At 41.9% G+C, this 25,574-nt stretch carries 20 protein-coding genes, 2 tRNA genes and 3 rRNA genes; 2 read left to right on the top strand and 23 right to left on the bottom strand.

Annotation, left to right across the window (positions count from 1 at the left end; all coding sequences use genetic code 11):
* Positions 1-7 precede the first annotated feature (7 nt).
* From fabZ to ABVF55_RS09085, 10 genes are all read right to left on the bottom strand, one after another.
* The gene (gene fabZ / locus ABVF55_RS09040; RefSeq protein ID WP_049490988.1) at positions 8-433 is read right to left on the bottom strand and encodes a 3-hydroxyacyl-ACP dehydratase FabZ; all 426 of its coding nucleotides are present in this window, start codon (positions 431-433) and stop codon (positions 8-10) included.
* A complete protein-coding gene (gene accB / locus ABVF55_RS09045) occupies positions 430-918 on the bottom strand; it encodes an acetyl-CoA carboxylase biotin carboxyl carrier protein (protein WP_049490989.1) in 489 nt (162 codons plus the stop codon). Before accB ends, fabZ begins: the two co-directional genes overlap by 4 nt.
* A gap of 3 nt (positions 919-921) precedes the next feature.
* Positions 922-2,154, bottom strand: coding sequence for a beta-ketoacyl-ACP synthase II (gene fabF, locus ABVF55_RS09050; RefSeq protein ID WP_003010454.1), 1,233 nt, complete (start codon positions 2,152-2,154; stop codon positions 922-924).
* A gap of 61 nt (positions 2,155-2,215) precedes the next feature.
* A complete protein-coding gene (fabG, locus tag ABVF55_RS09055; RefSeq protein WP_003010456.1) occupies positions 2,216-2,950 on the bottom strand; it encodes a 3-oxoacyl-[acyl-carrier-protein] reductase in 735 nt (244 codons plus the stop codon).
* 12 nt (positions 2,951-2,962) lie between these two features.
* Positions 2,963-3,883 carry an ACP S-malonyltransferase gene (gene fabD, locus ABVF55_RS09060; RefSeq protein WP_445285259.1) on the bottom strand — a complete coding sequence of 307 codons (921 nt, stop codon included), beginning with the start codon at positions 3,881-3,883 and terminating at the stop codon, positions 2,963-2,965.
* Between the two features lie 22 nt (positions 3,884-3,905).
* Positions 3,906-4,871 carry an enoyl-[acyl-carrier-protein] reductase FabK gene (gene fabK, locus ABVF55_RS09065; protein WP_195915913.1) on the bottom strand — a complete coding sequence of 322 codons (966 nt, stop codon included), beginning with the start codon at positions 4,869-4,871 and terminating at the stop codon, positions 3,906-3,908.
* A gap of 114 nt (positions 4,872-4,985) precedes the next feature.
* Positions 4,986-5,210: an acyl carrier protein gene (locus tag ABVF55_RS09070; protein ID WP_003003892.1), complete on the bottom strand. Its 225-nt coding sequence runs from the start codon at positions 5,208-5,210 to the stop codon at positions 4,986-4,988.
* A gap of 58 nt (positions 5,211-5,268) precedes the next feature.
* The gene (locus ABVF55_RS09075) at positions 5,269-6,243 is read right to left on the bottom strand and encodes a beta-ketoacyl-ACP synthase III (protein ID WP_445285260.1); all 975 of its coding nucleotides are present in this window, start codon (positions 6,241-6,243) and stop codon (positions 5,269-5,271) included.
* Positions 6,243-6,677, bottom strand: coding sequence for a fatty acid biosynthesis transcriptional regulator FabT (gene fabT / locus ABVF55_RS09080; RefSeq protein WP_003003993.1), 435 nt, complete (start codon positions 6,675-6,677; stop codon positions 6,243-6,245). Before fabT ends, ABVF55_RS09075 begins: the two co-directional genes overlap by 1 nt.
* A gap of 96 nt (positions 6,678-6,773) precedes the next feature.
* Positions 6,774-7,565, bottom strand: a complete 792-nt coding sequence (locus ABVF55_RS09085; RefSeq protein ID WP_445285261.1) for an enoyl-CoA hydratase — start codon at positions 7,563-7,565, stop codon at positions 6,774-6,776.
* 240 nt (positions 7,566-7,805) lie between these two features.
* On the opposite strand from ABVF55_RS09085, the gene ABVF55_RS09090 reads away from it, so the two are divergent.
* Positions 7,806-9,161, top strand: a complete 1,356-nt coding sequence (locus ABVF55_RS09090; protein WP_021154497.1) for an aspartate kinase — start codon at positions 7,806-7,808, stop codon at positions 9,159-9,161.
* A gap of 94 nt (positions 9,162-9,255) precedes the next feature.
* Here ABVF55_RS09090 and ABVF55_RS09095 read toward each other — a convergent pair.
* From ABVF55_RS09095 to ABVF55_RS09140, 10 genes are all read right to left on the bottom strand, one after another.
* Positions 9,256-9,329: transfer RNA gene (locus ABVF55_RS09095), tRNA-Asn, on the bottom strand.
* A gap of 5 nt (positions 9,330-9,334) precedes the next feature.
* Positions 9,335-9,450: ribosomal RNA gene (rrf, locus tag ABVF55_RS09100) — 5S ribosomal RNA — on the bottom strand.
* A 79-nt stretch (positions 9,451-9,529) separates the two neighbouring features.
* Positions 9,530-12,429, bottom strand: a 23S ribosomal RNA gene (locus tag ABVF55_RS09105).
* A 123-nt stretch (positions 12,430-12,552) separates the two neighbouring features.
* Positions 12,553-12,625: transfer RNA gene (locus ABVF55_RS09110), tRNA-Ala, on the bottom strand.
* Between the two features lie 53 nt (positions 12,626-12,678).
* A 16S ribosomal RNA gene (locus tag ABVF55_RS09115) occupies positions 12,679-14,226 on the bottom strand.
* The 16S, 23S and 5S rRNA genes sit together here with 2 tRNA genes alongside, the layout of an rRNA operon.
* A gap of 250 nt (positions 14,227-14,476) precedes the next feature.
* A complete protein-coding gene (locus ABVF55_RS09120; protein ID WP_003010296.1) occupies positions 14,477-15,403 on the bottom strand; it encodes an ATP-binding cassette domain-containing protein in 927 nt (308 codons plus the stop codon).
* A gap of 10 nt (positions 15,404-15,413) precedes the next feature.
* The gene (locus tag ABVF55_RS09125; protein WP_150905381.1) at positions 15,414-16,481 is read right to left on the bottom strand and encodes an ABC transporter ATP-binding protein; all 1,068 of its coding nucleotides are present in this window, start codon (positions 16,479-16,481) and stop codon (positions 15,414-15,416) included.
* An 11-nt stretch (positions 16,482-16,492) separates the two neighbouring features.
* Positions 16,493-17,419, bottom strand: a complete 927-nt coding sequence (oppC, locus tag ABVF55_RS09130) for an oligopeptide ABC transporter permease OppC (protein ID WP_445285262.1) — start codon at positions 17,417-17,419, stop codon at positions 16,493-16,495.
* Positions 17,419-18,918: an ABC transporter permease gene (locus ABVF55_RS09135; protein WP_021154493.1), complete on the bottom strand. Its 1,500-nt coding sequence runs from the start codon at positions 18,916-18,918 to the stop codon at positions 17,419-17,421. The genes oppC and ABVF55_RS09135 overlap by 1 nt, the downstream gene beginning before the upstream one ends.
* Before the next feature lie 73 nt (positions 18,919-18,991).
* Positions 18,992-20,977, bottom strand: a complete 1,986-nt coding sequence (locus ABVF55_RS09140) for a peptide ABC transporter substrate-binding protein (RefSeq protein ID WP_150905377.1) — start codon at positions 20,975-20,977, stop codon at positions 18,992-18,994.
* Between the two features lie 205 nt (positions 20,978-21,182).
* Here ABVF55_RS09140 and ABVF55_RS09145 point away from each other — a divergent pair, with 205 nt between their 5' ends.
* Positions 21,183-22,424 (top strand): serine hydrolase, encoded by a 1,242-nt coding sequence (locus ABVF55_RS09145; RefSeq protein WP_150905375.1) that lies wholly within the window; start codon positions 21,183-21,185, stop codon positions 22,422-22,424.
* Between the two features lie 56 nt (positions 22,425-22,480).
* Here the strand turns inward: ABVF55_RS09145 and sufB are convergent, their stop codons facing one another.
* From sufB to ABVF55_RS09160, 3 genes are read right to left on the bottom strand one after another with little or no spacing between them, the layout of a single operon-like run.
* Positions 22,481-23,893, bottom strand: a complete 1,413-nt coding sequence (sufB, locus tag ABVF55_RS09150) for a Fe-S cluster assembly protein SufB (RefSeq protein ID WP_003010279.1) — start codon at positions 23,891-23,893, stop codon at positions 22,481-22,483.
* A gap of 32 nt (positions 23,894-23,925) precedes the next feature.
* Positions 23,926-24,360: a Fe-S cluster assembly sulfur transfer protein SufU gene (gene sufU, locus ABVF55_RS09155; protein ID WP_003010276.1), complete on the bottom strand. Its 435-nt coding sequence runs from the start codon at positions 24,358-24,360 to the stop codon at positions 23,926-23,928.
* Entirely contained in the window at positions 24,347-25,573 is a 1,227-nt protein-coding gene (locus tag ABVF55_RS09160) for a cysteine desulfurase (RefSeq protein WP_150905372.1), read from the bottom strand. The genes sufU and ABVF55_RS09160 overlap by 14 nt, the downstream gene beginning before the upstream one ends.
* Position 25,574 lies beyond the last annotated feature (1 nt).

Consider the following 25,574-nt stretch of genomic DNA (forward strand, 5'->3'; position numbering starts at 1 on the left):
GCCTTTCTTAATTTCCAATTGCAAACGTAAGCGTTCCTGAAGCTGCAAGCTTACCGTCTACCTCTGCTTTCGCTTCAACAACAGCAATGGTTCCACGACGTTTGACAAAAGTAGCTGTCATCACCAGTTGATCTCCTGGAACGACTTGTTTTTTAAACTTCACCTTGTCCATCCCTGCATAAAAGACTAATTTCCCTTTATTTTCAGGTTTTGACAACTCTAGTACACCTGCTGTTTGTGCCAAAGCTTCCATGATGAGAACACCTGGCATAACAGGATATTGTGGAAAATGTCCATTAAAAAATGGTTCATTAATTGTCACGTTTTTAATGGCAACAATCGTATCTTCGCTTGTTTCTATAACGCGATCCACCAAAAGCATTGGGTAACGATGCGGCAAAGCCTCACGAATAGCATTAATATCAATTGTCATTTGATTCGAACCAATCCTTTTCCAAATTCAACCATTTCTTCATTCGTTACCAAAATTTCAGTGACTACCCCATCTTTTGGTGCTGGGACTTCATTCATCACTTTCATGGCTTCGATAATCAAGAGTGTTTGACCCTTAGTAACTTTGTCTCCTACAGATACAAAGGCTGGTTTATCCGGTGCTGGCGACAAGTAAGCCACCCCAACCAATGGACTTTCAACCACATCACCTTCTGCAGCCTGAGCTGGAGCAGCAACTGGTTCAGCCGCTACAGCTGGAGTTGCTGATGCTTCAACAACAGGGGCTACTACAGGAGTTTGAGGAGCTGCTACCACTTCAACTGCAGGAGCAACCGGTGTAGCCGCAACTGAACTCGTTTGGTTTTTACTCAAATTCAATTCTTCGCCATTATTTTTATATGAGAATTCACGCAAAGTTGACGCATCAAATTGAGCCAACAAATCTTTGATTTCAGAAATATTCATGAATTAACCCTCCCAACGTTTAAAGGCCAGAACAGCATTGTGTCCTCCAAAACCAAAGGTATTTGAGATAGCGTACTGAATATCCGCTTCTTGACCTTCACCATAAACAACGTTTGCTTCGATATAGTCAGACAATTCTTTAGTACCAGCAGTTTTTGGTACAAAGCTGTGACGAATCGCTTCGATGGTAGCAATCGCTTCAACCGCACCAGCAGCACCTAACAAGTGTCCTGTAAATGATTTAGTAGATGATACAGGAACTTCTTTACCAAGGACAGAAACAATAGCTCCGCTTTCACCTTTCTCATTAGCAGGTGTAGATGTACCATGCGCATTGACATAATCGACATCTTCAGGCTTGATACCCGCTTCATTGATCGCTAATTTAATCGCTTTAGCAGCACCTGAACCATCTGGTGTCGGTGTTGTCATATGGTAGGCATCACAGTTCGAACCGTAACCAACAATTTCAGCTAAAATATTAGCACCACGTTTTTGGGCATGTTCCAAGCTTTCGATGACAAGAACCCCTGCACCTTCACCCATCACAAAACCATTACGGTCTTTGTCAAATGGGATAGATGAACGTTCTGGATCTTCCGTTGTTGAAAGGGCCGTAAGGGCATTAAAACCACCGATACCAATCTTGGTAATTGAAGCTTCAGCACCACCTGCCAAAACAACATCATGCATACCAAATTTAATTTCACGGAAAGCTTCACCAATGGCATCATTAGCAGAAGCACAAGCTGTTGTTACGGATTTACATACCCCTTGAGCCCCAATCTTAAGTGCGATGTTTCCAGCACCCATGTTTGAAAGAGCTTTTGGAATAAACATTGGTTGGATTCTCTTCATCCCACGTTCATGCATCCGGATAATTTGATCTTCCAATTCTTGCAAACCACCGATACCAGATGATACAATCACGCCTACTCGATCACGGTCTTCTTCTTCCATATTCAAGCCTGAATTTTCAATAGCTTCCATCGCAGCATAGATTGCATACAATGAGTAAGTATCCATACGATTTTGATCTTTTTTCACAAAATATTTATCGAATGGGAAATCTTGAATTTCACCAGCATTAAAGACTGGAATTTCAGAAGCATCAAATTTCGTAATGGGCTTGATTCCAATTTTTCCTTCATGAAGGCTATTCCAGAACTCCTCTGGTGTATTTCCGATTGGTGAGGTTACACCGTAACCTGTAACAACAACACGATTTGTAGACATATATATTCTCCTTTTGTCGGATGGATATTTAAGTAAGTGATTTTCGATCAGTAAGCATTCATTATTGCATAGTCATGCCGCCATCAATGGCAATTGTTTGACCAGTTAAATATTCTTGACCTGCCAAGAAAGCCGCAACTTCTGCCACTTCTTCAGCTTGACCAATTCGTTTCATTGGCACTTGAGCTAGCATGGCATCTTTCATTTTCTCTGGAATAGCGTCTGTCATATCTGATTCAATGAAACCAGGTGCAATGGCATTCACACGAACGCCACGAGCCGCAACTTCACGCGCAACGGATTTGGTAAAACCAATCAATCCAGCTTTTGAAGCTGCATAGTTCGCTTGACCAATATTCCCCATTAGACCAACAACAGAGGACATGTTGATAATGGCACCTTGACGAGCCTTAGACATAGGTTTTAAGACAGCTTGAGTCATATTAAAGGCACCGGTCAAGTTGATTTTCAAGACCCGTTCAAAATCTTCTTCAGTCATTTTCAACATCAACTTGTCGTTTGTAATGCCAGCGTTATTGACCAAAACATCAACACTTCCAAGCTTTTCAATTGCTTCAGCCACCATACGTTGCGCATCTTCGCCATTAGAAATATCTCCAGAAATACCAACAACAGTCACACCATAGTCAGCAAACTGTGCAAGCAAGTCCTCAGAAATTTCAGAACGTCCATTTAGGACAACATTGGCACCGAGACTCGCAAATTTATGAGCCACAGCCAATCCAATTCCGCGTGTTGAACCTGTTACAAAAACATTTTTATTTTTAAGTTCCATCTTTACCTCGTTTTAAGCATTCAGAAGTGCATCTAGACTAGCCTGATCTTCGACGTTATGAGTTGGAAGAGTTTTATCAATTTTCTTCAAGAATCCTGACAAGACTTTTCCAGGTCCGATCTCGATGACCTCATCTACACCAAAGTCTTGAATCGTAGCAATTGAATCATAGAAACGAACCGGTTCTTTTACTTGACGGGCCAAAAGTGCTTTCACATCTTCTGACTTCATGATAGTAGCTTCTGTATTCCCAACTAAAGGAAGATCAAAATCATTAAATGATACTTTTTCTAGTTCAGCCGCCAATTTTTGACTAGCAGATTCCAGTAAGGCTGTGTGGAATGGACCTGACACATTCAAAGGGATCAAGCGTTTGGCACCTGCTTCCTTCAATAGTTCCACAGCATAATCCACAGCCGTAACCTCACCACCAATCACAATTTGTGCGGGTGTATTGTAGTTAGCCGGTGTCACTACACCCTTTTCAGATGCTTGTTGACAAATCTCTTCGATCAAACTTGGATCTGTATTCATAACAGCAACCATTTTCCCACTTCCAGCAGGAGCTGCCGTTTCCATGAATTCACCACGTTTCGCAACCAAAGCTACTGCATCTTCAAACGACAGAGCTCCAGCCGCAACTAAGGCAGAATATTCCCCCAAAGAGAGGCCGGCAACAATATCAGGAGTGATACCATTTTCTGCTAAGAGACGATAAATGGCTACTGACGTTGTCAAAATAGCTGGTTGAGTATAGCGTGTCTGATTCAGTTTTTCTTCGTTAGAATCAATCAATTCACGCAAATCATAACCTAGAATACGACTAGCCGTATCAAATGTCTCTTTAACAACGGGATAAGCCGCATACAAATCGCTCGCCATGCCCAATTTCTGAGCCCCTTGACCAGCAAATAAGAACGCACGTTTTGTCACTATCCTAATCCTTTCGACGTTTTTAGACGTTTACATCTGCCCAACGAGCAGCCTCTTTTTGAATTACCTTGGCTGCACCATAATAGATATCTTCTAGAATTTCAGCACAGGTTTCTTCCTTGCTCACAAGACCAGCAATTTGACCTGCCATTACAGATCCATTGTCAACATCTCCATCAACAACGGCATTGCGAAGGGCACCTGCTCCTAATTCTTCAATTTCTTCTTGAGTCTTCTTACCTGCCAAGAAATCTTTTTCAGCTTGGTTATAGGCAGAAGCCAATTTATTCTTGATCGCACGAACAGGGTGTCCAACAACTGATGCTGAAACTACCGTATCAATATCTTTCGCTTTCAAGATTTTATTCTTAAAGTTTTGGTGAGCATTAGATTCTTTAGCAACCACGAAACGAGTTCCCACCTGAACAGCTTCGGCACCTAACATAAAGACAGCTGCAGCACCGGCACCATCAGCGACACCTCCAGCACCAATTACTGGAATAGAAACAGCTTCAACCACTTGACGAACCAAGGTCATGGTCGTCAATTTACCAATGTGACCTCCAGCTTCCATCCCTTCTGCAATCACCGCATCGGCACCCAATTTTTCCATCCGTTTTGCAAGGGCAACAGATGGAACAACAGGAATGACAGTGATCCCTGCTTCATGGAAACGATCCATGTATTTCCCAGGATTTCCAGCACCAGTTGTAACAACCTTTACACCTTCTTCAATCACCAGGTCAACAATGTCATCCGCGAATGGGGACAAAAGCATGATATTTATACCAAAAGGTTTATCTGTAATAGACTTCACTTTATCAATGTTAGCCTTTACAACTTCTTTTGGAGCGTTCCCGCCACCAATGATTCCAAGACCACCGGCGTTTGATACTGCTCCAGCCAAGTCACCATCAGCGACCCATGCCATCCCACCTTGGAAGATTGGATATTTAATATTCAATAGTTCAGTAATTCGTGTTTGCATTATACCTACCTCTTTTTTCGCTTAAGTAATAGTTTGAGTTTAAAAGATTGTTTCTTTGAGCCTCAAACTATTACCTAAACAAGAGAGAATATCTTTCGATACTCTCATCTATCATTATTTTGTTTTTTCTTCTACGTAAGCGACAAGGTCACCAACTGTAGACAATCCTTCTTCAGTTTCGATTTGGATGTCAAAAGCATCTTCAATTTCAGAGATAACTTGGAACAAATCCAATGAATCTGCTTCTAAATCTTCGAATGTAGACTCAAGAGTTACTTCTGATGGTTCTTTACCAAGTTCTTCAACGATAATTTCTTGTACTTTTTCAAATACTGCCATGATAGGCCTCCTTAAAAAATAATATATAAATTTTTAAAATGTGTTTCCACATGTTTAACTAGATTGTAACAAGAAGTGTGCCCCATGTCAAACCTCCACCGAATCCTGTTAGAAGAATTTTTTGACTTCCATCCATCTTGATTCGATGATTCTCGACACACTCCGATAATAGAATGGGGATACTAGCAGCACTAGTGTTCCCATATTCCATCATATTTGCTGGGATTTTCTCTCTAGAGACACCCAGCTTCTTTGACATCTTATCTAACATTCGGTCATTCGCCTGGTGTAACAGAAAATAGTCAATCTCTTCTGCTTCCATAGAGGCGTCTGCTATAATTTTTTGAATACTTTTCGTGACATCACGAATGGCAAAATCAAAAACTGCCCGTCCATCCATCGTCAGATATCTTCGATCGGAAACTTCCTCTGAATATGGGGAAGAGAGACCCAAATAGCAAGACTCAAGACTAGTACCTCGGCTACCATCCGTAAAAAGATTTTCAGCCAAAAACGATTTTTGGTCACTTGCTTCAAGCAAGACACCACCAGCTCCATCTCCAAAAAGGACTGAAGTGGAACGGTCTGACCAGTCTAATACTTTTGAAAGCGTCTCACTACCGATCACAATTCCTCGCCGGTACATACCTGAAGAAATGTATTTTTCAGCAGTGGCTAATGCAAATACAAATCCGCTACATGCTGCAGTCAGATCAAAGGCAAAAGCTCGAGAAGCTCCAATATTAGCTTGTACCCGGGCTGCAGTTGATGGCATTAAGCTATCTGGTGTAATCGTAGCGACAACGATAAAATCAATTTCCTCAGCGTCTAAGTTTGCTTTTGCTAATAATCTTTGTGCAACAATTGTTGCAAGATCACTGGTCGTCTCATCTCTTGAAATGTGACGACGAAGAATACCTGTCCGACTACTGATCCATTCATCACTTGTATCCATAATCTCAGCTAAATCATCATTCGATACGACTTGGTCAGGTGCATAATGAGCAACTTGACTAATTTTAGCAAAGACCATTATTTAATTTCCTCCAAGAAACGATACAGATTTTGCAATCCTTTTTGCATCACTTTCTTCTCTTCAGGACTCATATCTCCAATAATCTGGTTGACCATCCGTTTATGGAATTGCTGATGAAGACGATAAAGTAGACGACCGTTCTTCGTTAAACTCAAGTGTACAACCCGGCGATCAACTTCCGATCTTCTTCTTTCGATATACCCTTTGCGCTCAAGATTATTCAAACTTGTCGTGACAGTCCCCAAAGTCACCATCAACTCCCGTGAAATATCACTCGGGGTTGCATTCGGTGTCGAACCAATCACATCGATCGTATGCATTTCTTTAATAGAAACATCTTTGAATCGACTTGCTCTTAGGCTCGACTCCTCAATAACCAAAACATTATTAAAGATGGATGTTAAATAGTCGTTAACTAATTGGTAATTCAAAACTCCACCTCCTAATTTTACTTTGATAGTCAAATTTTATCAAAAATGAAAATAATTTGCAAGCATTTTTTCACAAAACATAGAAAAATTACAAATTTATTTTCCTTTAAATTGTGGCCGACGTTTCTCAGAGTAGGCAATAACCCCTTCCTTGAAATCTTCTGTAAATGCTAGTTTCTTTTGCAAATCCAATTCAAGACCCGCATATTTGTCCCATTCTTTCAAGAATGCTTCCCAAACCATTTCTTTCATGGCAGCATAAGAATTTGAAGATCCTCTTCTTAATTTTTTAAGCAATTGCTCAACGGTTTTATCGAGTTTTTCAGATTCACAAACACGATAAGCTAGGCCATAATCAAATGCTTTTTCAGCAGTCAAGGATTCACCCGTCATTACTAAATGAGTAGCCCGAGACATGCCAATGGCTTTTCCTAACAAGAATAACCCACCCGCATCTGGTGCTAAACCAACCCCAACAAAGGCTTGGATAAATTTAGTACGATCACTAATAATACAAAAATCAACAGCTACTGCAATGTTAGCAGCTGCTCCAGCAACCGCTCCATCTGCCACCATAATAACCGGTTTTGGCAATTGCTTGATTTTCTTTGAAATCGTATTAACTAATTCGGCAATTAAAACAAGAGACTCGATGTCATCCGCATCGACTGCGCGTTTCATTTCGCTCAAATCTCCACCAACTGAAAAGATTTTCCCTTCTGCTGATAGAATAATGAATTTTACTTCCTCATTTTTTTCTGCATCTTCCAGGGCAGCTAAAATTTCCTGACACATTGGAATGTTAAAACCATTGGATACTTCAGGACGATTTAAAGAGATTGTCGCGAGGTCGTTTTCGACAGAATACAAAATTGTTTCAAACATCACAGACTCCTTTTGTTTAAAGATAAAATATTTTGATATTAAAACTTTTGAATTATAACATATCTTACCACAAAAAACAAAAATAGTAAAATATATCTATAAGATGTAACAAAATTGTAAAATTTGAATAATTACAATTTCTCTCTTCTACAGAATCAATTATTTTATGCCCTATCTGTAAATACATTGTATCAATAACTGAACTTTGGTATAATGTATTAATGAAACTATTAAGGAGAAAATATGAAAGTAACTAAATTCGGTGGAAGTTCTCTAGCATCAGCTTCTCAATTAAAAAAAGTACTTAATATCATTAAAGATGATCCAGAAAGAAGGTTTGTAGTTGTATCAGCTCCAGGCAAACGCAACGCTGAAGATACAAAAGTAACAGATGCACTGATCCGCTATTATAAAGAATTTACTTCAGATAAGGATGTCACACAAACACAACAGTGGATTATTGAACGTTATCGGGCCATTACAGAAGAATTGGGTCTCAAAGATTCCATTATTCAAGAAATTGCTGAAGATATCTATGATTTAACAAATTTACCTAAAAAAGGGAATCCATTCACATACGATGCATTCTTAGCAGCAGGCGAAAATAACAATGCTAAACTCATTGCTGCTTATTTCAATCAAAATGGATTAGAAGCAAGATATATCCATCCAAAAGAAGCGGGAATTACGGTCACTGCTGAACCTTCCAACGCTCGTATTTTACCATCTAGTTACGATAAAATTGAAGAACTAAAAGATTCAAGTGAAGTGATTGTCATTCCAGGTTTCTTTGGTGTTACTCAAGATGGTGACATTTGTACATTTTCTCGTGGTGGATCTGACATTACAGGATCGATCATTGCAGCAGGTGTAAAAGCAGACTTATACGAAAACTTTACAGACGTAAATGGTATTTTTGCAGCACATCCAGGTATCATTAAACACCCACATTCTATTCCTGAATTGACCTACAAAGAAATGCGTGAATTAGCCTATGCAGGTTTTTCAGTCTTACATGATGAAGCACTCGTTCCTGCATACAGAGGTAAAATCCCATTAGTCATTAAAAATACTAATAATCCAGACCACCCTGGAACCCGCATTGTTTTGGAACATTCAAATGATCATGTAACTGTTGTAGGGATTGCAGGTGATTCAGGATTCGTTAGCATTAACACTACAAAATACCTTATGAACCGTGAAGTCGGTTTTGGTCGAAAAGTCCTTCAAATTTTAGAAGATCTCAATATCAGTTGGGAACATATGCCAACAGGAATTGATGACTTGTCTATCATTTTGCGTTCACGTGAACTGACTCCGATCAAAGAACAAGAAATTCTGAAACAATTAACACAAAAGCTCGAAGTTGACACAGCCGAAATTGAACATGATCTTTCCATCATTATGATTGTTGGTGAGAAAATGAAGAGTCAGGTAGGGGTTACCGCCACTGCAGCCAAAGCACTATCAGAAAATGAAGTAAATATTCAAATGATCTCACAAGGTTCTAGTGAAGTTTCCATTATGTTCGTTGTGAGTAAAGATCAAGAAGAAAAAGCAATTAAAGCCTTATATCAAGCATTTTTCCCAAATAACTAAATAGAGAAAAGCTCCGTTAACTAAACGGAGCTTTAATTAACTTTAAAATGAAAAGTAAAAAAGAGATCAATTACTTGATCTCTTTTATTCTATACTCCGCCAGTAGGACTCGAACCTACGACATCATGATTAACAGTCATGCGCTACTACCAACTGAGCTATGGCGGAATCAAGCTAAGCGACTACCTTATCTCACAGGGGGCAACCCCCAACTACTTCCGGCGTTCTAGGGCTTAACTGCTGTGTTCGGCATGGGTACAGGTGTATCTCCTAGGCTATCGTCACTTAACTCTGAATGATTAAACATTCAAAATTGAACATCTATATTCTAACAAGTTAACCTTTCGTTGTCAATATCTTTTGACTCTTTGGATAAGTCCTCGAGCTATTAGTATTAGTCCGCTCCATTGCTCACACAACTTCCACTCCTAACCTATCTACCTGATCTTCTCTCAGGGCTCTTACTGATATATAATCATGGGAAATCTCATCTTGAGGTGGGTTTCACACTTAGATGCTTTCAGCGTTTATCCCTTCCCTACATAGCTACCCAGCGATGCCTCTGGCGAGACAACTGGTACACCAGCGGTAAGTCCACTCTGGTCCTCTCGTACTAGGAGCAGATCCTCTCAAATTTCCTACGCCCGCGACGGATAGGGACCGAACTGTCTCACGACGTTCTGAACCCAGCTCGCGTGCCGCTTTAATGGGCGAACAGCCCAACCCTTGGGACCGACTACAGCCCCAGGATGCGACGAGCCGACATCGAGGTGCCAAACCTCCCCGTCGATGTGAACTCTTGGGGGAGATAAGCCTGTTATCCCCAGGGTAGCTTTTATCCGTTGAGCGATGGCCCTTCCATACGGAACCACCGGATCACTAAGCCCGACTTTCGTCCCTGCTCGAGTTGTAGCTCTCGCAGTCAAGCTCCCTTATACCTTTACACTCTGCGAATGATTTCCAACCATTCTGAGGGAACCTTTGGGCGCCTCCGTTACCTTTTAGGAGGCGACCGCCCCAGTCAAACTGCCCGTCAGACACTGTCTCCGTAGATGATGAACCTACCGGGTTAGAGTGGCCATAACACAAGGGTAGTATCCCAACAACGCCTCCATCGAAACTGGCGTCCCGATCTCAATGGCTCCTACCTATCCTGTACATGTGGCACAGACACTCAATATCAAACTGCAGTAAAGCTCCATGGGGTCTTTCCGTCCTGTCGCGGGTAACCTGCATCTTCACAGGTACTAAAATTTCACCGAGTCTCTCGTTGAGACAGTGCCCAAATCATTACGCCTTTCGTGCGGGTCGGAACTTACCCGACAAGGAATTTCGCTACCTTAGGACCGTTATAGTTACGGCCGCCGTTTACTGGGGCTTCAATTCATACCTTCGCTTACGCTAAGCACTCCTCTTAACCTTCCAGCACCGGGCAGGCGTCACCCCCTATACATCATCTTACGATTTAGCAGAGAGCTGTGTTTTTGATAAACAGTTGCTTGGGCCTATTCACTGCGGCTGACTTAAAGCCAGCACCCCTTCTCCCGAAGTTACGGGGTCATTTTGCCGAGTTCCTTAACGAGAGTTCTCTCGCTCACCTGAGGCTACTCGCCTCGACTACCTGTGTCGGTTTGCGGTACGGGTAGAGTATGATTAACGCTAGAAGCTTTTCTTGGCAGTGTGACGTCACTAACTTCGCTACTAAACTTCGCTCCCCATCACAGCTCAATGTTATAGAATTAAGCATTTAACTCAATTCACACCTCACTGCTTAGACGTGCACTTCCAGTCGCACGCTTTAGTTAGCCTACTGCGTCCCTCCTTCACTACATACTCTAGTACAGGAATATCAACCTGTTGTCCATCGGATACACCTTTCGGTCTCTCCTTAGGTCCCGACTAACCCAGGGCGGACGAGCCTTCCCCTGGAAACCTTAGTCTTACGGTGGACAGGATTCTCACCTGTCTTTCGCTACTCATACCGGCATTCTCACTTCTATGCGTTCCAGCGCTCCTCACGGTACACCTTCTCCACACATAGAACGCTCTCCTACCATACCTATAAAGGTATCCACAGCTTCGGTAAATTGTTTTAGCCCCGGTACATTTTCGGCGCAGGGTCACTCGACTAGTGAGCTATTACGCACTCTTTGAATGAATAGCTGCTTCTAAGCTAACATCCTAGTTGTCTGTGCAACCCCACATCCTTTTCCACTTAACAATTATTTTGGGACCTTAGCTGGTGGTCTGGGCTGTTTCCCTTTCGACTACGGATCTTAGCACTCGCAGTCTGACTGCCGACCATAATTCATTGGCATTCGGAGTTTATCTGAGATTGGTAATCCGGGATGGACCCCTCACCCAAACAGTGCTCTACCTCCAAGAATCTTAATGTCGACGCTAGCCCTAAAGCTATTTCGGAGAGAACCAGCTATCTCCAAGTTCGTTTGGAATTTCTCCGCTACCCACAAGTCATCCAAGCACTTTTCAACGTGCCCTGGTTCGGTCCTCCAGTGAGTTTTACCTCACCTTCAACCTGCTCATGGGTAGGTCACATGGTTTCGGGTCTACGACATAATACTAATGCGCCCTATTCAGACTCGGTTTCCCTGCGGCTCCGTCTCTTCAACTTAACCTCGCATCATATCGTAACTCGCCGGTTCATTCTACAAAAGGCACGCTCTCACCCATTAACGGGCTCGAACTTGTTGTAGGCACACGGTTTCAGGTTCTATTTCACTCCCCTCCCGGGGTGCTTTTCACCTTTCCCTCACGGTACTGGTTCACTATCGGTCACTAGAGAGTATTTAGGGTTGGGAGATGGTCCTCCCAGATTCCGACGGGATTTCTCGTGTCCCGCCGTACTCAGGATACTGCTAGGTATAAAGACTATTTCGAATACGAGGCTCTTACTCTCTTTGGCTGACCTTCCCATGTCATTCTTCTATAATCTTTAAGTCCACATTGCAGTCCTACAACCCCGAAGAGTAAACTCTTCGGTTTGCCCTCCTGCCGTTTCGCTCGCCGCTACTCAGGCAATCGCTTTTGCTTTCTCTTCCTGCAGCTACTTAGATGTTTCAGTTCACTGCGTCTTCCTCTACCTATCCTTAACAGATAGGAGTACTAGCCATCAGCTAGTGGGTTCCCCCATTCGGACATCTCTGGATCGTCGCTTACTTACAGCTCCCCAAAGCATTTCGTCGTTTGTCACGTCCTTCTTCGGCTTCTAGTGCCAAGGCATCCACCGTGCGCCCTTATTAACTTAACCTTATTTTTGGTCTTACGACCTAAACTCTTTAAATATTTACAGCGTTTCGGTTTATTTTCTTGTTACTATTTGATATAGATATTCAATTTTCAATGTTCAATCTTAACACCCTTACAGTGTTAATGGAGCCTAGCGGGATCGAACCGCTGACCTCCTGCGTGCAAAGCAGGCGCTCTCCCAGCTGAGCTAAGGCCCCACAAGACCTCTCAAAACTAAACAAGACCAACGTACAGGTTTCCATTTCCTTAGAAAGGAGGTGATCCAGCCGCACCTTCCGATACGGCTACCTTGTTACGACTTCACCCCAATCATCTATCCCACCTTAGGCGGCTGGCTCCAAATGGTTACCTCACCGACTTCGGGTGTTACAAACTCTCGTGGTGTGACGGGCGGTGTGTACAAGGCCCGGGAACGTATTCACCGCGGCGTGCTGATCCGCGATTACTAGCGATTCCGACTTCATGTAGGCGAGTTGCAGCCTACAATCCGAACTGAGACTGGCTTTAAGAGATTAGCTTGCCGTCACCGACTCGCGACTCGTTGTACCAGCCATTGTAGCACGTGTGTAGCCCAGGTCATAAGGGGCATGATGATTTGACGTCATCCCCACCTTCCTCCGGTTTATTACCGGCAGTCTCGCTAGAGTGCCCAACTGAATGATGGCAACTAACAATAGGGGTTGCGCTCGTTGCGGGACTTAACCCAACATCTCACGACACGAGCTGACGACAACCATGCACCACCTGTCACCTCTGTCCCGAAGGAAAACTCTATCTCTAGAGCGGTCAGAGGGATGTCAAGACCTGGTAAGGTTCTTCGCGTTGCTTCGAATTAAACCACATGCTCCACCGCTTGTGCGGGCCCCCGTCAATTCCTTTGAGTTTCAACCTTGCGGTCGTACTCCCCAGGCGGAGTGCTTAATGCGTTAGCTGCGGCACTGAGTCCCGGAAAGGACCCAACACCTAGCACTCATCGTTTACGGCGTGGACTACCAGGGTATCTAATCCTGTTTGCTCCCCACGCTTTCGAGCCTCAGCGTCAGTTACAGACCAGAGAGCCGCTTTCGCCACCGGTGTTCCTCCATATATCTACGCATTTCACCGCTACACATGGAATTCCACTCTCCCCTTCTGCACTCAAGTTAAACAGTTTCCAAAGCGTACTATGGTTAAGCCACAGCCTTTAACTTCAGACTTATCTAACCGCCTGCGCTCGCTTTACGCCCAATAAATCCGGATAACGCTCGGGACCTACGTATTACCGCGGCTGCTGGCACGTAGTTAGCCGTCCCTTTCTGGTAAGTTACCGTCACAGTGTGAACTTTCCACTCTCACACTCGTTCTTCTCTTACAACAGAGCTTTACGATCCGAAAACCTTCTTCACTCACGCGGCGTTGCTCGGTCAGACTTTCGTCCATTGCCGAAGATTCCCTACTGCTGCCTCCCGTAGGAGTCTGGGCCGTGTCTCAGTCCCAGTGTGGCCGATCACCCTCTCAGGTCGGCTATGTATCGTCGCCTTGGTGAGCCGTTACCTCACCAACTAGCTAATACAACGCAGGTCCATCTCTTAGTGATGCAATTGCACCTTTCAAATCAATATCATGCGATATCGACTTTTATGCGGTATTAGCTATCGTTTCCAATAGTTATCCCCCGCTAAGAGGCAGGTTACCTACGCGTTACTCACCCGTTCGCAACTCATCCGCTCGGTGCAAGCACCAAGCTTCAGCGTTCTACTTGCATGTATTAGGCACGCCGCCAGCGTTCATCCTGAGCCAGGATCAAACTCTCATTAAAATAATTGTTTGTCTTAAACTCATTCTGTCACTGACAGATTTATTGTTTTTTATTGTTCAGTTACTACAACTTTTGTTGTAGCGCCCTGCACATTGGTTCGTCTTGTTCAGTTTTCAAAGGTCTTTGTCGCTCTCGCGCGACAACTATATTAGTATATCATGACCTCTCCTTACTGTCAATACTTTTTTCCAAAAAAATTTATTTTTTTGAAAGTTTTTTTGAAAAAAAGAAAATAGAGAGGGAATCCTCTCTATTTATATTCTTGTCTGTATTTGTTTTCTTCAGCTTTGTTAGCCCATACATAATGACCTGGTTTAATTTCAACCATTTGTGGTTTATCTTCAGAGTAATCATGTTGTTCTGGATCATAGATTTTTAGAACTTTTTTACGTTCTAGAATTGGATCTGGAATTGGGACAGCTGAAAGTAGGGATTGTGTGTATGGATGAATTGGGTGGTTAAATAGCTCTTCAGTTTCTGCTACTTCTACAATAACCCCTTTATAGATAACTGCAATACGGTCAGAAATGAAGCGCACAACTGACAAGTCATGGGCGATAAAGAGGTAGGTCAAGCCTAATTCTCTTTGGAATTTTTTCAAAAGGTTCAAGACCTGTGCACGTACTGAAACGTCAAGAGCTGAGATTGGTTCATCCGCAATGACAAATTCTGGTTCCATGACAAGTGCACGGGCAATACCGATCCGTTGACGTTGACCACCTGAGAATTCGTGAGGGTAACGTGTCAAATGTTCTGCAAGAAGTCCAACTTCATGCATAATATTTTTCACTTTTTCCTGACGTTCTTCTTCACTGTTAAACAAATGGTGGTTGATCAAACCTTCAGAGATAATATAATCAACTGTTGCACGTTCATTCAAACTTGCTGCTGGGTCTTGGAAGATCATTTGAATTTTACGGATCAACTCTGATTTTTCACTATGAGAGTTTTTTCCGTTGATCTTGCGACCGTCATAAATAATTTCTCCAGCACTTGTATCATTCAGACCGATGATCGCACGTCCAATTGTTGTCTTCCCACTTCCAGATTCACCAACAAGCGAGAAAGTTTCTCCCTTATTAATGAAGAAGTTGGCGTTCTTTACAGCAACGAATTTTTTACTTCCTTCACCGAAGGAAATTTCTAAATCTTTAATTTCAACTAATTTTTCAGTCATTTCCTTCCTCCTATTCTGTAATGTGAGTGAAGCCCATTTTTGAGCCAATCTTTTCGTGAAGGTTTTCGATTACTTCTGGTTTATGAACTGTTGGTGCATCTGGATGGAGCAACCAAGTCTTAGCCCAGTGAGTATCGGTCACTTTGAAAGCAGGTGCCTCTTCTTCAAAATCAATCTGCATTGCATAGTCTGAACGAAGTGCAAAGGCATCTCCTTTGATTGGAGCATACAATGATGGCGGAGTCCCTGGAATAGAGTAAAGATCACCATCTGAGGTTGACAATTGAGGCAAGCTTGAAAGCAAGCTCCATGTGTATGGATGTTTTGGATCATAGAAAATTTCTTCTACTTTACCAAACTCAACAATTTCTCCAGCATACATAACGGCTACTTTATCTGCAATACTTGCAACCACACCTAAGTCGTGGGTGATAAAGATAACTGTAAATTGGTATTCTTTTTGAAGGGATTTCAACAAATCAATGATTTGCGCTTGAATGGTTACATCAAGGGCTGTTGTTGGTTCGTCACAGATTAAGATATCTGGACGGCAGGCTAAGGCGATGGCAATAACGATCCGTTGACGCATCCCACCTGAATATTGGAATGGATACTCATCAAAACGACGTTCAGCATCTGGAATTCCAACTTTCTCCATATAGTCCAAAGCCATTTCTTTGGCTTCTTTAGCTGTTTTCCCTTGGTGTTTGATAATGACTTCTGTAATTTGTGATCCAATTGTGTTGATTGGGTCCAAACTTGTCATTGGGTCTTGGAAAATTGTAGCGATCTTAGATCCACGAATATTTTCCCAATCTTTATTCGATTTTAAATCTGTCAATTCTTGACCACGGTATTTAATCGAACCTTTGGCAATACGGCCGTTATCTTCTAACATTCCAGTGAACGTTTTTGTCAAAACTGATTTCCCTGAACCTGACTCACCAACTAAGGCAAGAACTTCACCTTCTACTAGCTCAAGCGATACGCCACGAATAGCTGTCAGCACGCGATCGCGCACGTCAAATTCCACTACGATATCTTGAGCAGATAAAATAATATTGTTATTTGATGTCATATCTACTCCTCCTATCTATGTGTACGTGGGTCGCTGGCATCGGCCAAGTTTTGTCCGACGATAAAGAATGACAAGGATACTAAAATCAAAACAGTAAGCGGAATCCAGAATAGGTAGGCATTTGTAGTTACGTTTTGAGAATAGTCAGAAATCAAGCGTCCCAAACTTGGAACTGTGATTGGAAGACCAAGTCCGAAGAAGGAAAGGAAAGCTTCGTAAGAAATAAAGCTTGGAAGCAACTGTGATGTTTGCGTCACGATAACAGATACCAATTGAGGCAAAATATTTTTCGTAACAATTTTCAACGTTGGTGTTCCTAATGTTCGGCTGGCAAGGTTGTACTCCAAATCACGGTAACGCATAATTTGGACACGAATGGTATAAGCAATTCCGATCCATCCTGTTAAGGACATGGCAAGAATCAAGTTCCAGAAACCAGATCCCATTGAGTAAGTCAAGACGATAACGATCAACATAAATGGAATGTTTGAAATAACGTTATAAACTTCCATCATGATACGGTCGATAGATTTTGAGATCCCCCAAATTCCACCAACGATGACTCCGACAACCACGTTAATAACAGTGGCGATGAAAGAAATGATAATTGAATTCCGAGCACCAAACCAAACTCCATCAAAGAGGGATTTACCGTTATTATCTGTACCAAAGAAAGCTTTGGCACTTGGTGGATTCAAACGAGCAGTAAAGTCATTGACCTTACTTACGTCGTTATAATCAAAATTTGAAAACATAGGATAGACAAAACTCATCAAGAGAATCCCAATCAAAATAGCAAGCATAATGATAGTGGTTCTTTTTTTCAAGAATTGTCTGAATACAGATTTCCAGTATGAATACGCTGGAGCATCGATTACTTCAGAGGCAAAGTCATCGCGTTTTACAAACTGAAATTTATTTTTATCGATTGTAGCCATTATTTGCCTCCTTTCGTATTCGTTAATTTAATCCGTGGATCAAGCACTGTCATCAAGATATCACCTAACATGGCAGCAAAGATACCAAGTGATGTGAAGATGAAGACAAGTCCGATGACCATGGTGTTGTTTGATGCTTTAATAGAGTCAATCAACATTTTACCCATACCTGGGAAAGCGAAGACTGTTTCAGTAAGTGTCGCACCTGAGATAACTCCAATGATAGAACCTGGAATACCAGATACCAATGGAACCATCGCATTTTTGAAGATGTGTTTTCTTGAGATCTCACGTTCTGACAATCCTTTTGAACGAGCAAAACGGACGAAATCTTGCGAATGGATATCGATCATGTAACGACGAATCCAAACTGCGATAAATGGCGCACTCAACAAACCAAGAATCAGAGACGGCAATACATATGAACGCCAGTCCTGTGCTCCAAGTACTGGGAATGAGTCTGGAAGTCCAACAAATGAACCTGCTAGACGCACAATGTAAACAAGGGCAATAGTTGGAAGAGACATCATAAATGTCAAGGTTGCTGTTGAGATGCTATCAAACCATGAGTTCTTGAACAGAGCCATGTAAGACCCTAATGGGATCGCAATCAAGTAAGCAATCGCAATACCAATCAAACCAATGATTGAAGAAGATGCAATCATGGATGGATTCTCATAGTTGCTCAACGTTGCTGTATAAGCGTCCCCTTTACCAAATCGACTGATGTCTTGTGAGTCTGCCTTACTTGGTGATTTGTAGGTACGTGAGTAGATATCAATTGAAGATGTCTTTTTACCTGTCGGGAAGTTCACTTCACTCTTCTTAGTCGTTCCTTGTCCTTGTGTAATAACTTGAAGAACTGGGGTATTAGAATAAGTTGGATATGAATTTCCAAGGTTTAAGGTCACAAAGTTTTGGTGTACATATGGGAATTGACCATTAAAGTACAAGAGGTATTTGTGTTTCGTACCAGAACCTACAACTGACCAACCAATAGATGGATCATTTTCAATACGGATATAGCGTTTGAGGTTTGGATTTGAGGCATCTTTCACCCAACCTGGATGATCAAACTGAATCAAATTTGCATAGAAGCTGATGACACGTTCAAAAACCGGAATTTCACGCACCGCATAAAAAGACTTACTTTCTGGGAAACGTTTCAACTGCCAACCATGACCTAATTTGTTAATGTATTCTTTATAGATCTTTTCATTAGCAGTAGTCGCATCAACTGTTACAGAAGAATCTTCTTTACTTGCTTTTTGTTGCAAGCTCTTTGAATCCATGTATTCCAAATAACCCATGCGATCGTAGACAGTATTTTCGTAGTTGATCTTCGAATCCTTTGTCTTCGCTACTTTATTGTAGTTAGGGTCATTTTTAAAGATGAGATTTCTCGGTGTTAGCGTATAGATAATCATGTAGGTTAATGTCGTGACGAGAAAGATCGACACTAACGAACGCAAAATACGCATAAAAACATATTTTTTCATATTTCATTCCTTTAATGTCCAAAAGAACTTTCTCCCCTAGAAGAGAAAGTTCTAATGAAAAGCAATAATTTAATTATTTAACGTGTTTTTCAAGATCTTGTTGAGCTTTTTTGTTTGACTCAGCTTTTTCTTTTTGCCATTTTTCACGTGCTTGTTCGTATTGTTTCTTAGTAACAGGTTCATCCTGAACTTCAACATATTTGAAGTATGCTGATCCTTTGTTACCTGTTTGAGATGATGGGCCAGAGAATGGTACCACTTTGGAAACAACAGTTGCTGCACCTGTACTTGACATTGTAGGAATTACCAAGGCACTATCACTCAACCAAGCTTGAGCAGCTGCGTATTTTTCATAACGTTTAGCTACATCAAGTGATTCGCTATTAGCGTCTGCAAGAAGTTTTGCATACTCATCCAAGCCAACTGCTTTGGCTGAAGCATTATCTACACCACCTGCAAAACCAAGGTAGACTTTTGTTTGGTCTTCTGATGATGGTTGAAGAGTATCAAGGTAAGTTGATGGATCATCATAGTCTGGGTTCCATCCAACCAATCCTTGAAGATCCCAATCTGCATCTGCAGCTGATGGAACATTCAATGTGATGTTCAACACTTCGTCTGAGTCCATCATTTGAAGGTCAAGAACGACATTGTCTTTACCAAGAGTATCTTCCACTGTTTGTTTCAATGATTGCATCCGTGAAACAAAGTTTGTAGAGTTTTGTGCTACTGGTACGTCAATATGAATTGGGAATTGAACGCCATCTTTTTGAAGTTCAGCTTTTGCTTTTTCAAGTTGTGCTTTTGCTTTGTCTTTGTTATAAAGACCATCTTGACCATCTGCTAGGTTGACACCTTTCCATTGATCACCATATGTGCTCAATTTATCTGCAACCACATCTCCAAAGTCTTTTCCATTTACTTGCACAAAGGCTGGAGCTGTGTAGGTATTACGGATAGCTGGTTTAGCAAATGCTTTACTATTTACTTGCGCTGAGTAGTTTTCACGGTTCAAGGCAAAAGTGATAGCTTGACGGAAATCTTTGTTCAAGATTGCTTTCTTAGTCGCAGTCTTTTCAGCATCTGATTTCTTAGCAGTGTGTTTGTATGATTGACGGTCAATGTTGAAACCAAGAACCGCTACCCCTGAACCAGCCGGTGTATTATAGATGTTGTCTTTGTATTTTTTAGATACAGTTGCAAAGTTTGAACTTGCCGGGAAAAGACGAGCAGCTGTATAAGCACCATCAGAGAAACCACGCGCCAATGAATCTTGGTCTGATCCATCATAATAAGTGAGTTTCACTTCTTTAAGGTGAACATTTTTCTTATCCCAGTAGTTGTCATTCTTTTCAAATACAACAGATGATTTTGAAGTGATTGATTTAAGAAGGAAAGGTCCGTTTGCAAGGATTGATTTCACATCGTTTGGTTGACCAAAATCATCTCCCTTACTCTTCAAGAACTCTGTGCTAATTGGGAACAAGATTCCGTTTGTTGTTTTAGAGTTCCAGAAGGTTTCAGGTTTATTCAATGTATATTGAAGTGTGTAATCGTCAACAGCTTTGACACCAACTTGGCTAAAGTCTGTAGTTTTTCCTTGTACATAATCATCCAAGCCTTTGACAGAACCTTGAACAAGTGAAAGGGTTTCAGATTTTTTATCAGCAGCGTGTTTCAAACCAGTTACGAAGTCTTTGGCAGTCACTTCACCATGTTCTTCACCATCTGCATCGTACCATTTAACACCCTTACGAATCTTGTAGGTATAAGTCAAACCATCTTTTGAAACAGACCAATCTTCTGCAAGTGATGGCACAAGATTTCCATACTTGTCATTTGCCATCAAACCATCTACGACATTTGTAGTGATATCATGTGTAGCAGCTTTAGAAGATACAGTGTAGTCCAAAGTTTGAGGATCATCTGTGTAGACATAACCATAGTTTTTGTCTTCACCTGAGCTTGCTTTACTAGTATTTGAACCAGAACATGCAGCCAACAATCCAGCTGCAAGGAGTGTTACTCCGGCAACTGCGAATACTTTACCTTTTTTCATAGGAATTCTCCAATAGTTTTTTTAGATTTGTTTAAGATTATATCACAAGTAGAAAAAAAAGTAAACTAAATTTTCTGAATATTTGCTTCAACCCCATCCAAAAACCTTGTTATGATTGACTTTTTAGCCTAATTGATGATTTTACGATTTTCCATTGATCATTTGTATGATACAATAGAGAGGACTAAGCAACGAGGAAACAACTGTGAAAAAATTCTTTCTTTCTTTTTTAACCTTCATGCTGCTGTTATGCAGTTTACCTTATCAAGTCGTTCTAGCAGATGATCTGGATCTTCCTGCTCAAAGCGCTATTGCTGTTGAAGCTGATACAGGTAAAATCTTATATGAAAAGGATTCAGAGAAAAAGCGAGATGTGGGGGGACTATCTACACTCTTGACCACTTATCTGATTTTCGAAGCCATTCATGAAAAAAAACTTTCTCTAAAAGATCCTATCAAATTGTCTGAGAAAGCTCTGGCCTTAAATGATATCGAAGGTGCTGGTACTCTTCCTATGGAAGCGAACCAATATACAGTTGAACAGTTATTGACTGCTCTTTTAGTTGGAAATTCTAGCACTGCTGCCTTGGCCTTAGCTGAGAAAGTGGGGGGCTCCGAAAAAAGCTTCGTTGAAAAAATGAAGCAAAAACTTGCTGAATGGGGCATTCAATCTCCTCATTTAATTAATGCTACCGGATTAAATACTCAAACCATCAGCGGAGATCCTGACGGGAAAGGAGACGAAAATCAATTGAGTGCTTATGATATTGCTGTCATTGCCAAGCACTTACTCCAGGATTTTCCTGAAGTGACCAAATATACTTCAAAACCCACTGCTCTTTTTTCAAACACGCAGATTGAAAACCCCAACCTGATGCTAGAAGGCATGCCGAATTATCGTTCTGGAGTTGATGGCCTACGGGTCAGCAACTCTACCAAAGGTGGCATCACCTTTGCTGCATCGACGACGCAAAATGGCATCCATATGATCACGGTTGTCCTAGGAGTGGAGGCAGTTGACGGTGATCCATATGCACGCTTTGTGGCTACTTCTTCTCTGATGAACTACGTGGTACGGACCTTTGTTTCTTCCATTGTCGTCAAAGAAGGAGATCCCTACGGAAAAAGTAAGGCAACTATCATGGATGGGAAGTCAGAGACTGTTTTAGCTGTTGCAAAAAAAGACTTCTATATCGTTGAAAAGCAAGGCAGTCAAGCAGAACCAAAAATTCAATTCAAGAGTGACCAAGAATCATTCCGAGCACCTGTCAAATCAGGCACAAATCTTGGAAAATTACACTACACTGATCCAGATAAAATCGGACGTGGCTACTTAGAAGATCAAGAACCAACAGTCGATATGGTAGCAGGAAGAACCATTGAGAAAAGCTTTTTCTTAAAGGTTTGGTGGAATGAATTTGTTCGTTATGTCAACGAAAAATTATAAGTAAAAAAATCACAATGGAGTCAAATCCATTGTGATTTTTGATTGATGAAAATGAATTATCCTACAGATCCTTCCATTTCGTAGCTAATGAGTCGGTTTAACTCAACGGCGTATTCCATTGGAAGTTCTTTTGTAAAGGGCTCTACAAATCCCATGACAATCATTTCTGTCGCTTCTGATTCAGACAAACCACGACTCATCAAATAATACAGTTGTTCTTCTGAAATTTTTGAAACCTTGGCCTCGTGCTCCAAAGCAACTTGTGAGTTGTGGATTTCATTAAATGGAATCGTGTCTGATGCAGATAAATCATCCATGATAATAGTGTCACACTCAATGTGAGAAACTGATTTCTTAGAGTTCTTGTTGAAAGTCACTTGTCCACGGTAGTCTACCTTTCCGCCACCCTTCGCGATGGATTTGGATACGATAGACGAGCTAGTGTGAGGGGCATTGTGGATCATCTTGGCACCTGTATCTTGGTGTTGACCTGCATTCGCAAAGGCAATGGACAACATGGTCCCACGCGCTCCTTCTCCATCTAGATAAACAGATGGGTACTTCATGGTTGTCTTGGCTCCTAAGTTCCCGTCGATCCACTCAACTGTAGCATCTTTTTGAGCTTTGGCCCGCTTGGTGACCAAGTTGTAGACATTGTCAGACCAGTTTTGGATGGTCGTGTAGCGCATATAAGCACCATCCAAGGCAAAGATCTCAACAATCGCTGCATGGAGGCTATTGCTTGAATAGGTCGGTGCTGTACAGCCTTCTACATAGTGAACACTTGCTCCCTCATCCACGATAATCAACGTGCGCTCAAACTGACCTGTATTTTCATTGTTGATACGGAAGTAAGTTTGAAGGGGAACGTCTACTTTTACGCCTTTTGGCACATAAATGAAGGTTCCACCAGACCAGACTGCTGAGTTTAGGGCAGCCAATTTGTTATCCGTTGGTGGCACTAACTTCGCAAAATACTGTTTGAATAGGTCTGGATATTCTTTTAGGGCAGAATCTGTATCGGTAAAGATAATCCCCAACTTTTCAAACTCTTCTTTCATATTGTGGTAAACCACTTCTGATTCATACTGAGCAGAAGCTCCCGCTAGGTAAGCACGTTCCGCTTCAGGAATCCCGATACGCTCAAAGGTTTCCTTGATTTTCTCTGGGACTTCGTCCCATGAACGGGCAGGTTTATCCGAAGGTTTTTGATAATAGATCAAATCATCAAAGTCAATTTCTGATAGATCGGCTCCCCAGGTTTGCATGGGCATCTTTTTGAAGGTTTCAAAAGATTTCAAACGGAATTCGAGCATCCATTCTGGTTCATTTTTTGCTGCAGACAATTCACGAATAACCGCTTCATTCAATCCCTTCCCGGTAGAGAGAATGGGTTGAACGTCATCGTGAAATCCAAATTTATATTCACCGAGATCAATTGGTTTCGGTTCGACTCTTTCTTCAGCCATAATTTCCTTTCTTTCTCTGTTTCTTCTTTTAATTATTTGCTACGTTCGATCGCTTTTTTGAGAGCATTCCAGGAGAGGGTTGCACATTTAATCCGTTGTGGGAATTTTGAGACTCCAGATAAGAAGGCTGCATCTCCCAACTCCTCTTGGCGAGGATCTGATTGGCCTTGGACCATTTCTGAAAAGACCTGTGCCAATTCTTCGACTTCCTCTTTTGTTTTTCCCATTACAGCATCCGTCATCATACTAGCTGAAGCCGTTGAGATCGTACAACCTGAATTCACAAAGGCAATATCTTCCACCCTGTCATTCTCATCAAATTTCACACTCAACTGGATCACATCTCCACAAGTTGGATTGTTGAGTTGGATCTGATCAACATCTTCAATCTGCCCTTGGTGATGGGGGTGTTTTGAATGGTCGGCTACGACCGCCATGTACAGCGAATCTAATTTAGAAAGTGCCATTGAAAAACTCCTTTGCTTTGATCAATGCCTCAATTAATTTATCACAGTCCGCTTTGGTGTTGTAGATATAAAAACTTGCTCTCGTTGTCGCTGGGACTTGTAGGTATTGAAGAAGCGGTTGTGCACAGTGGTGACCTGCACGAACGGCAATCCCTTCATAATCTAGTGCTGTTGCTAAGTCATGCGGATGGAGATCTCCTAGATTAAAGGAAATGACGCCAGAACGTTGGGCTAAGTCTTGGGAACCATAGATGGTCAAGCCTTCGATAGCCTGTAATTTTGGAAACACATAGGCAATCAGTTCTTGCTCATGCGCTTCTACCTGGTCCATACCCAGCTCTTCTAAGTAATCGATTGCTGCACCAAGACCAATTGCTCCCGCCATATTAGGTGTTCCAGCTTCAAATTTCCAAGGCAATTCCTTCCAAGAGGCAGATTGTTCGTAAACAAAGTCAATCATCTCGCCCCCATACTCGATTGGAGACATTTGCTCTAAGATTTCTTCCTTCCCATAGAGGACACCAATCCCTGTTGGTGCAGCCATCTTATGGCCAGAAAAAGCAAAGAAATCCGCATCTAAGTCTTGTACATCAATGGCCATATGAGGGGTTGATTGAGCCCCATCTACGACCATGATCGCTCCAACTTCATGGGCTAATCGAGCAATTTCCTTGATCGGATTGACCACCCCTAAGACATTCGAAGCATGGGTGATGGAGACAAATTTTGTCTTCTCACTAAGCTTGCTCTTTAAGTCCTGCATATCCAGTAAGCCATCTTTTAGATAGACATAGACCAGTTTTGCTCCTGTCTTCTTGCAGGCTTGCTGCCAAGGAATGATGTTGGAATGATGTTCCATGATGGAAATCAAGACTTCGTCCCCTTCATTTAGGACTTCTTCTGCATAGCGAGCTACCCAGTTGAGTCCAGTCGTTGTCCCTCTTGTAAAGAGCACCTCCTTGGTTGATGAAGCGTTGATAAATTTTCTGACTTTCTCACGCGCCGCCTCATAAGCAGCTGTCGCTCGTTCAGCCAAAGTATGAACTCCACGATGAACATTGGCGTTATCTTGCAAATAATAGTGATTAACTGCTTCAAGAACAGGTTTAGGTTTTTGCGTCGTTGCTGCATTATCTAGATAAACCAAAGGCTCATCGTGAACTAGTTGATCGAGAATGGGAAAATCTTGAGCAATCGTATTTTTATCTAGCATT

It is taken from the genome of Streptococcus sp. KHUD_012 (assembly GCF_052588255.1).

Coding starts and splice junctions, on each gene's coding strand:
- fabZ (WP_049490988.1), bottom strand. CDS start 433: ATGACAATTGATATTAATGCTATTCGTGAGGCTTTGCCGCATCGTTAC.
- accB (WP_049490989.1), bottom strand. CDS start 918: ATGAATATTTCTGAAATCAAAGATTTGTTGGCTCAATTTGATGCGTCA.
- fabF (WP_003010454.1), bottom strand. CDS start 2,154: ATGTCTACAAATCGTGTTGTTGTTACAGGTTACGGTGTAACCTCACCA.
- fabG (WP_003010456.1), bottom strand. CDS start 2,950: ATGGAACTTAAAAATAAAAATGTTTTTGTAACAGGTTCAACACGCGGA.
- fabK (WP_195915913.1), bottom strand. CDS start 4,871: ATGCAAACACGAATTACTGAACTATTGAATATTAAATATCCAATCTTC.
- ABVF55_RS09070 (WP_003003892.1), bottom strand. CDS start 5,210: ATGGCAGTATTTGAAAAAGTACAAGAAATTATCGTTGAAGAACTTGGT.
- ABVF55_RS09075 (WP_445285260.1), bottom strand. CDS start 6,243: ATGGTCTTTGCTAAAATTAGTCAAGTTGCTCATTATGCACCTGACCAA.
- ABVF55_RS09090 (WP_021154497.1), top strand. CDS start 7,806: ATGAAAGTAACTAAATTCGGTGGAAGTTCTCTAGCATCAGCTTCTCAA.
- ABVF55_RS09120 (WP_003010296.1), bottom strand. CDS start 15,403: ATGACTGAAAAATTAGTTGAAATTAAAGATTTAGAAATTTCCTTCGGT.
- ABVF55_RS09125 (WP_150905381.1), bottom strand. CDS start 16,481: ATGACATCAAATAACAATATTATTTTATCTGCTCAAGATATCGTAGTG.
- oppC (WP_445285262.1), bottom strand. CDS start 17,419: ATGGCTACAATCGATAAAAATAAATTTCAGTTTGTAAAACGCGATGAC.
- ABVF55_RS09135 (WP_021154493.1), bottom strand. CDS start 18,918: ATGAAAAAATATGTTTTTATGCGTATTTTGCGTTCGTTAGTGTCGATC.
- ABVF55_RS09140 (WP_150905377.1), bottom strand. CDS start 20,977: ATGAAAAAAGGTAAAGTATTCGCAGTTGCCGGAGTAACACTCCTTGCA.
- sufB (WP_003010279.1), bottom strand. CDS start 23,893: ATGGCTGAAGAAAGAGTCGAACCGAAACCAATTGATCTCGGTGAATAT.
- sufU (WP_003010276.1), bottom strand. CDS start 24,360: ATGGCACTTTCTAAATTAGATTCGCTGTACATGGCGGTCGTAGCCGAC.
- ABVF55_RS09160 (WP_150905372.1), bottom strand. CDS start 25,573: ATGCTAGATAAAAATACGATTGCTCAAGATTTTCCCATTCTCGATCAA.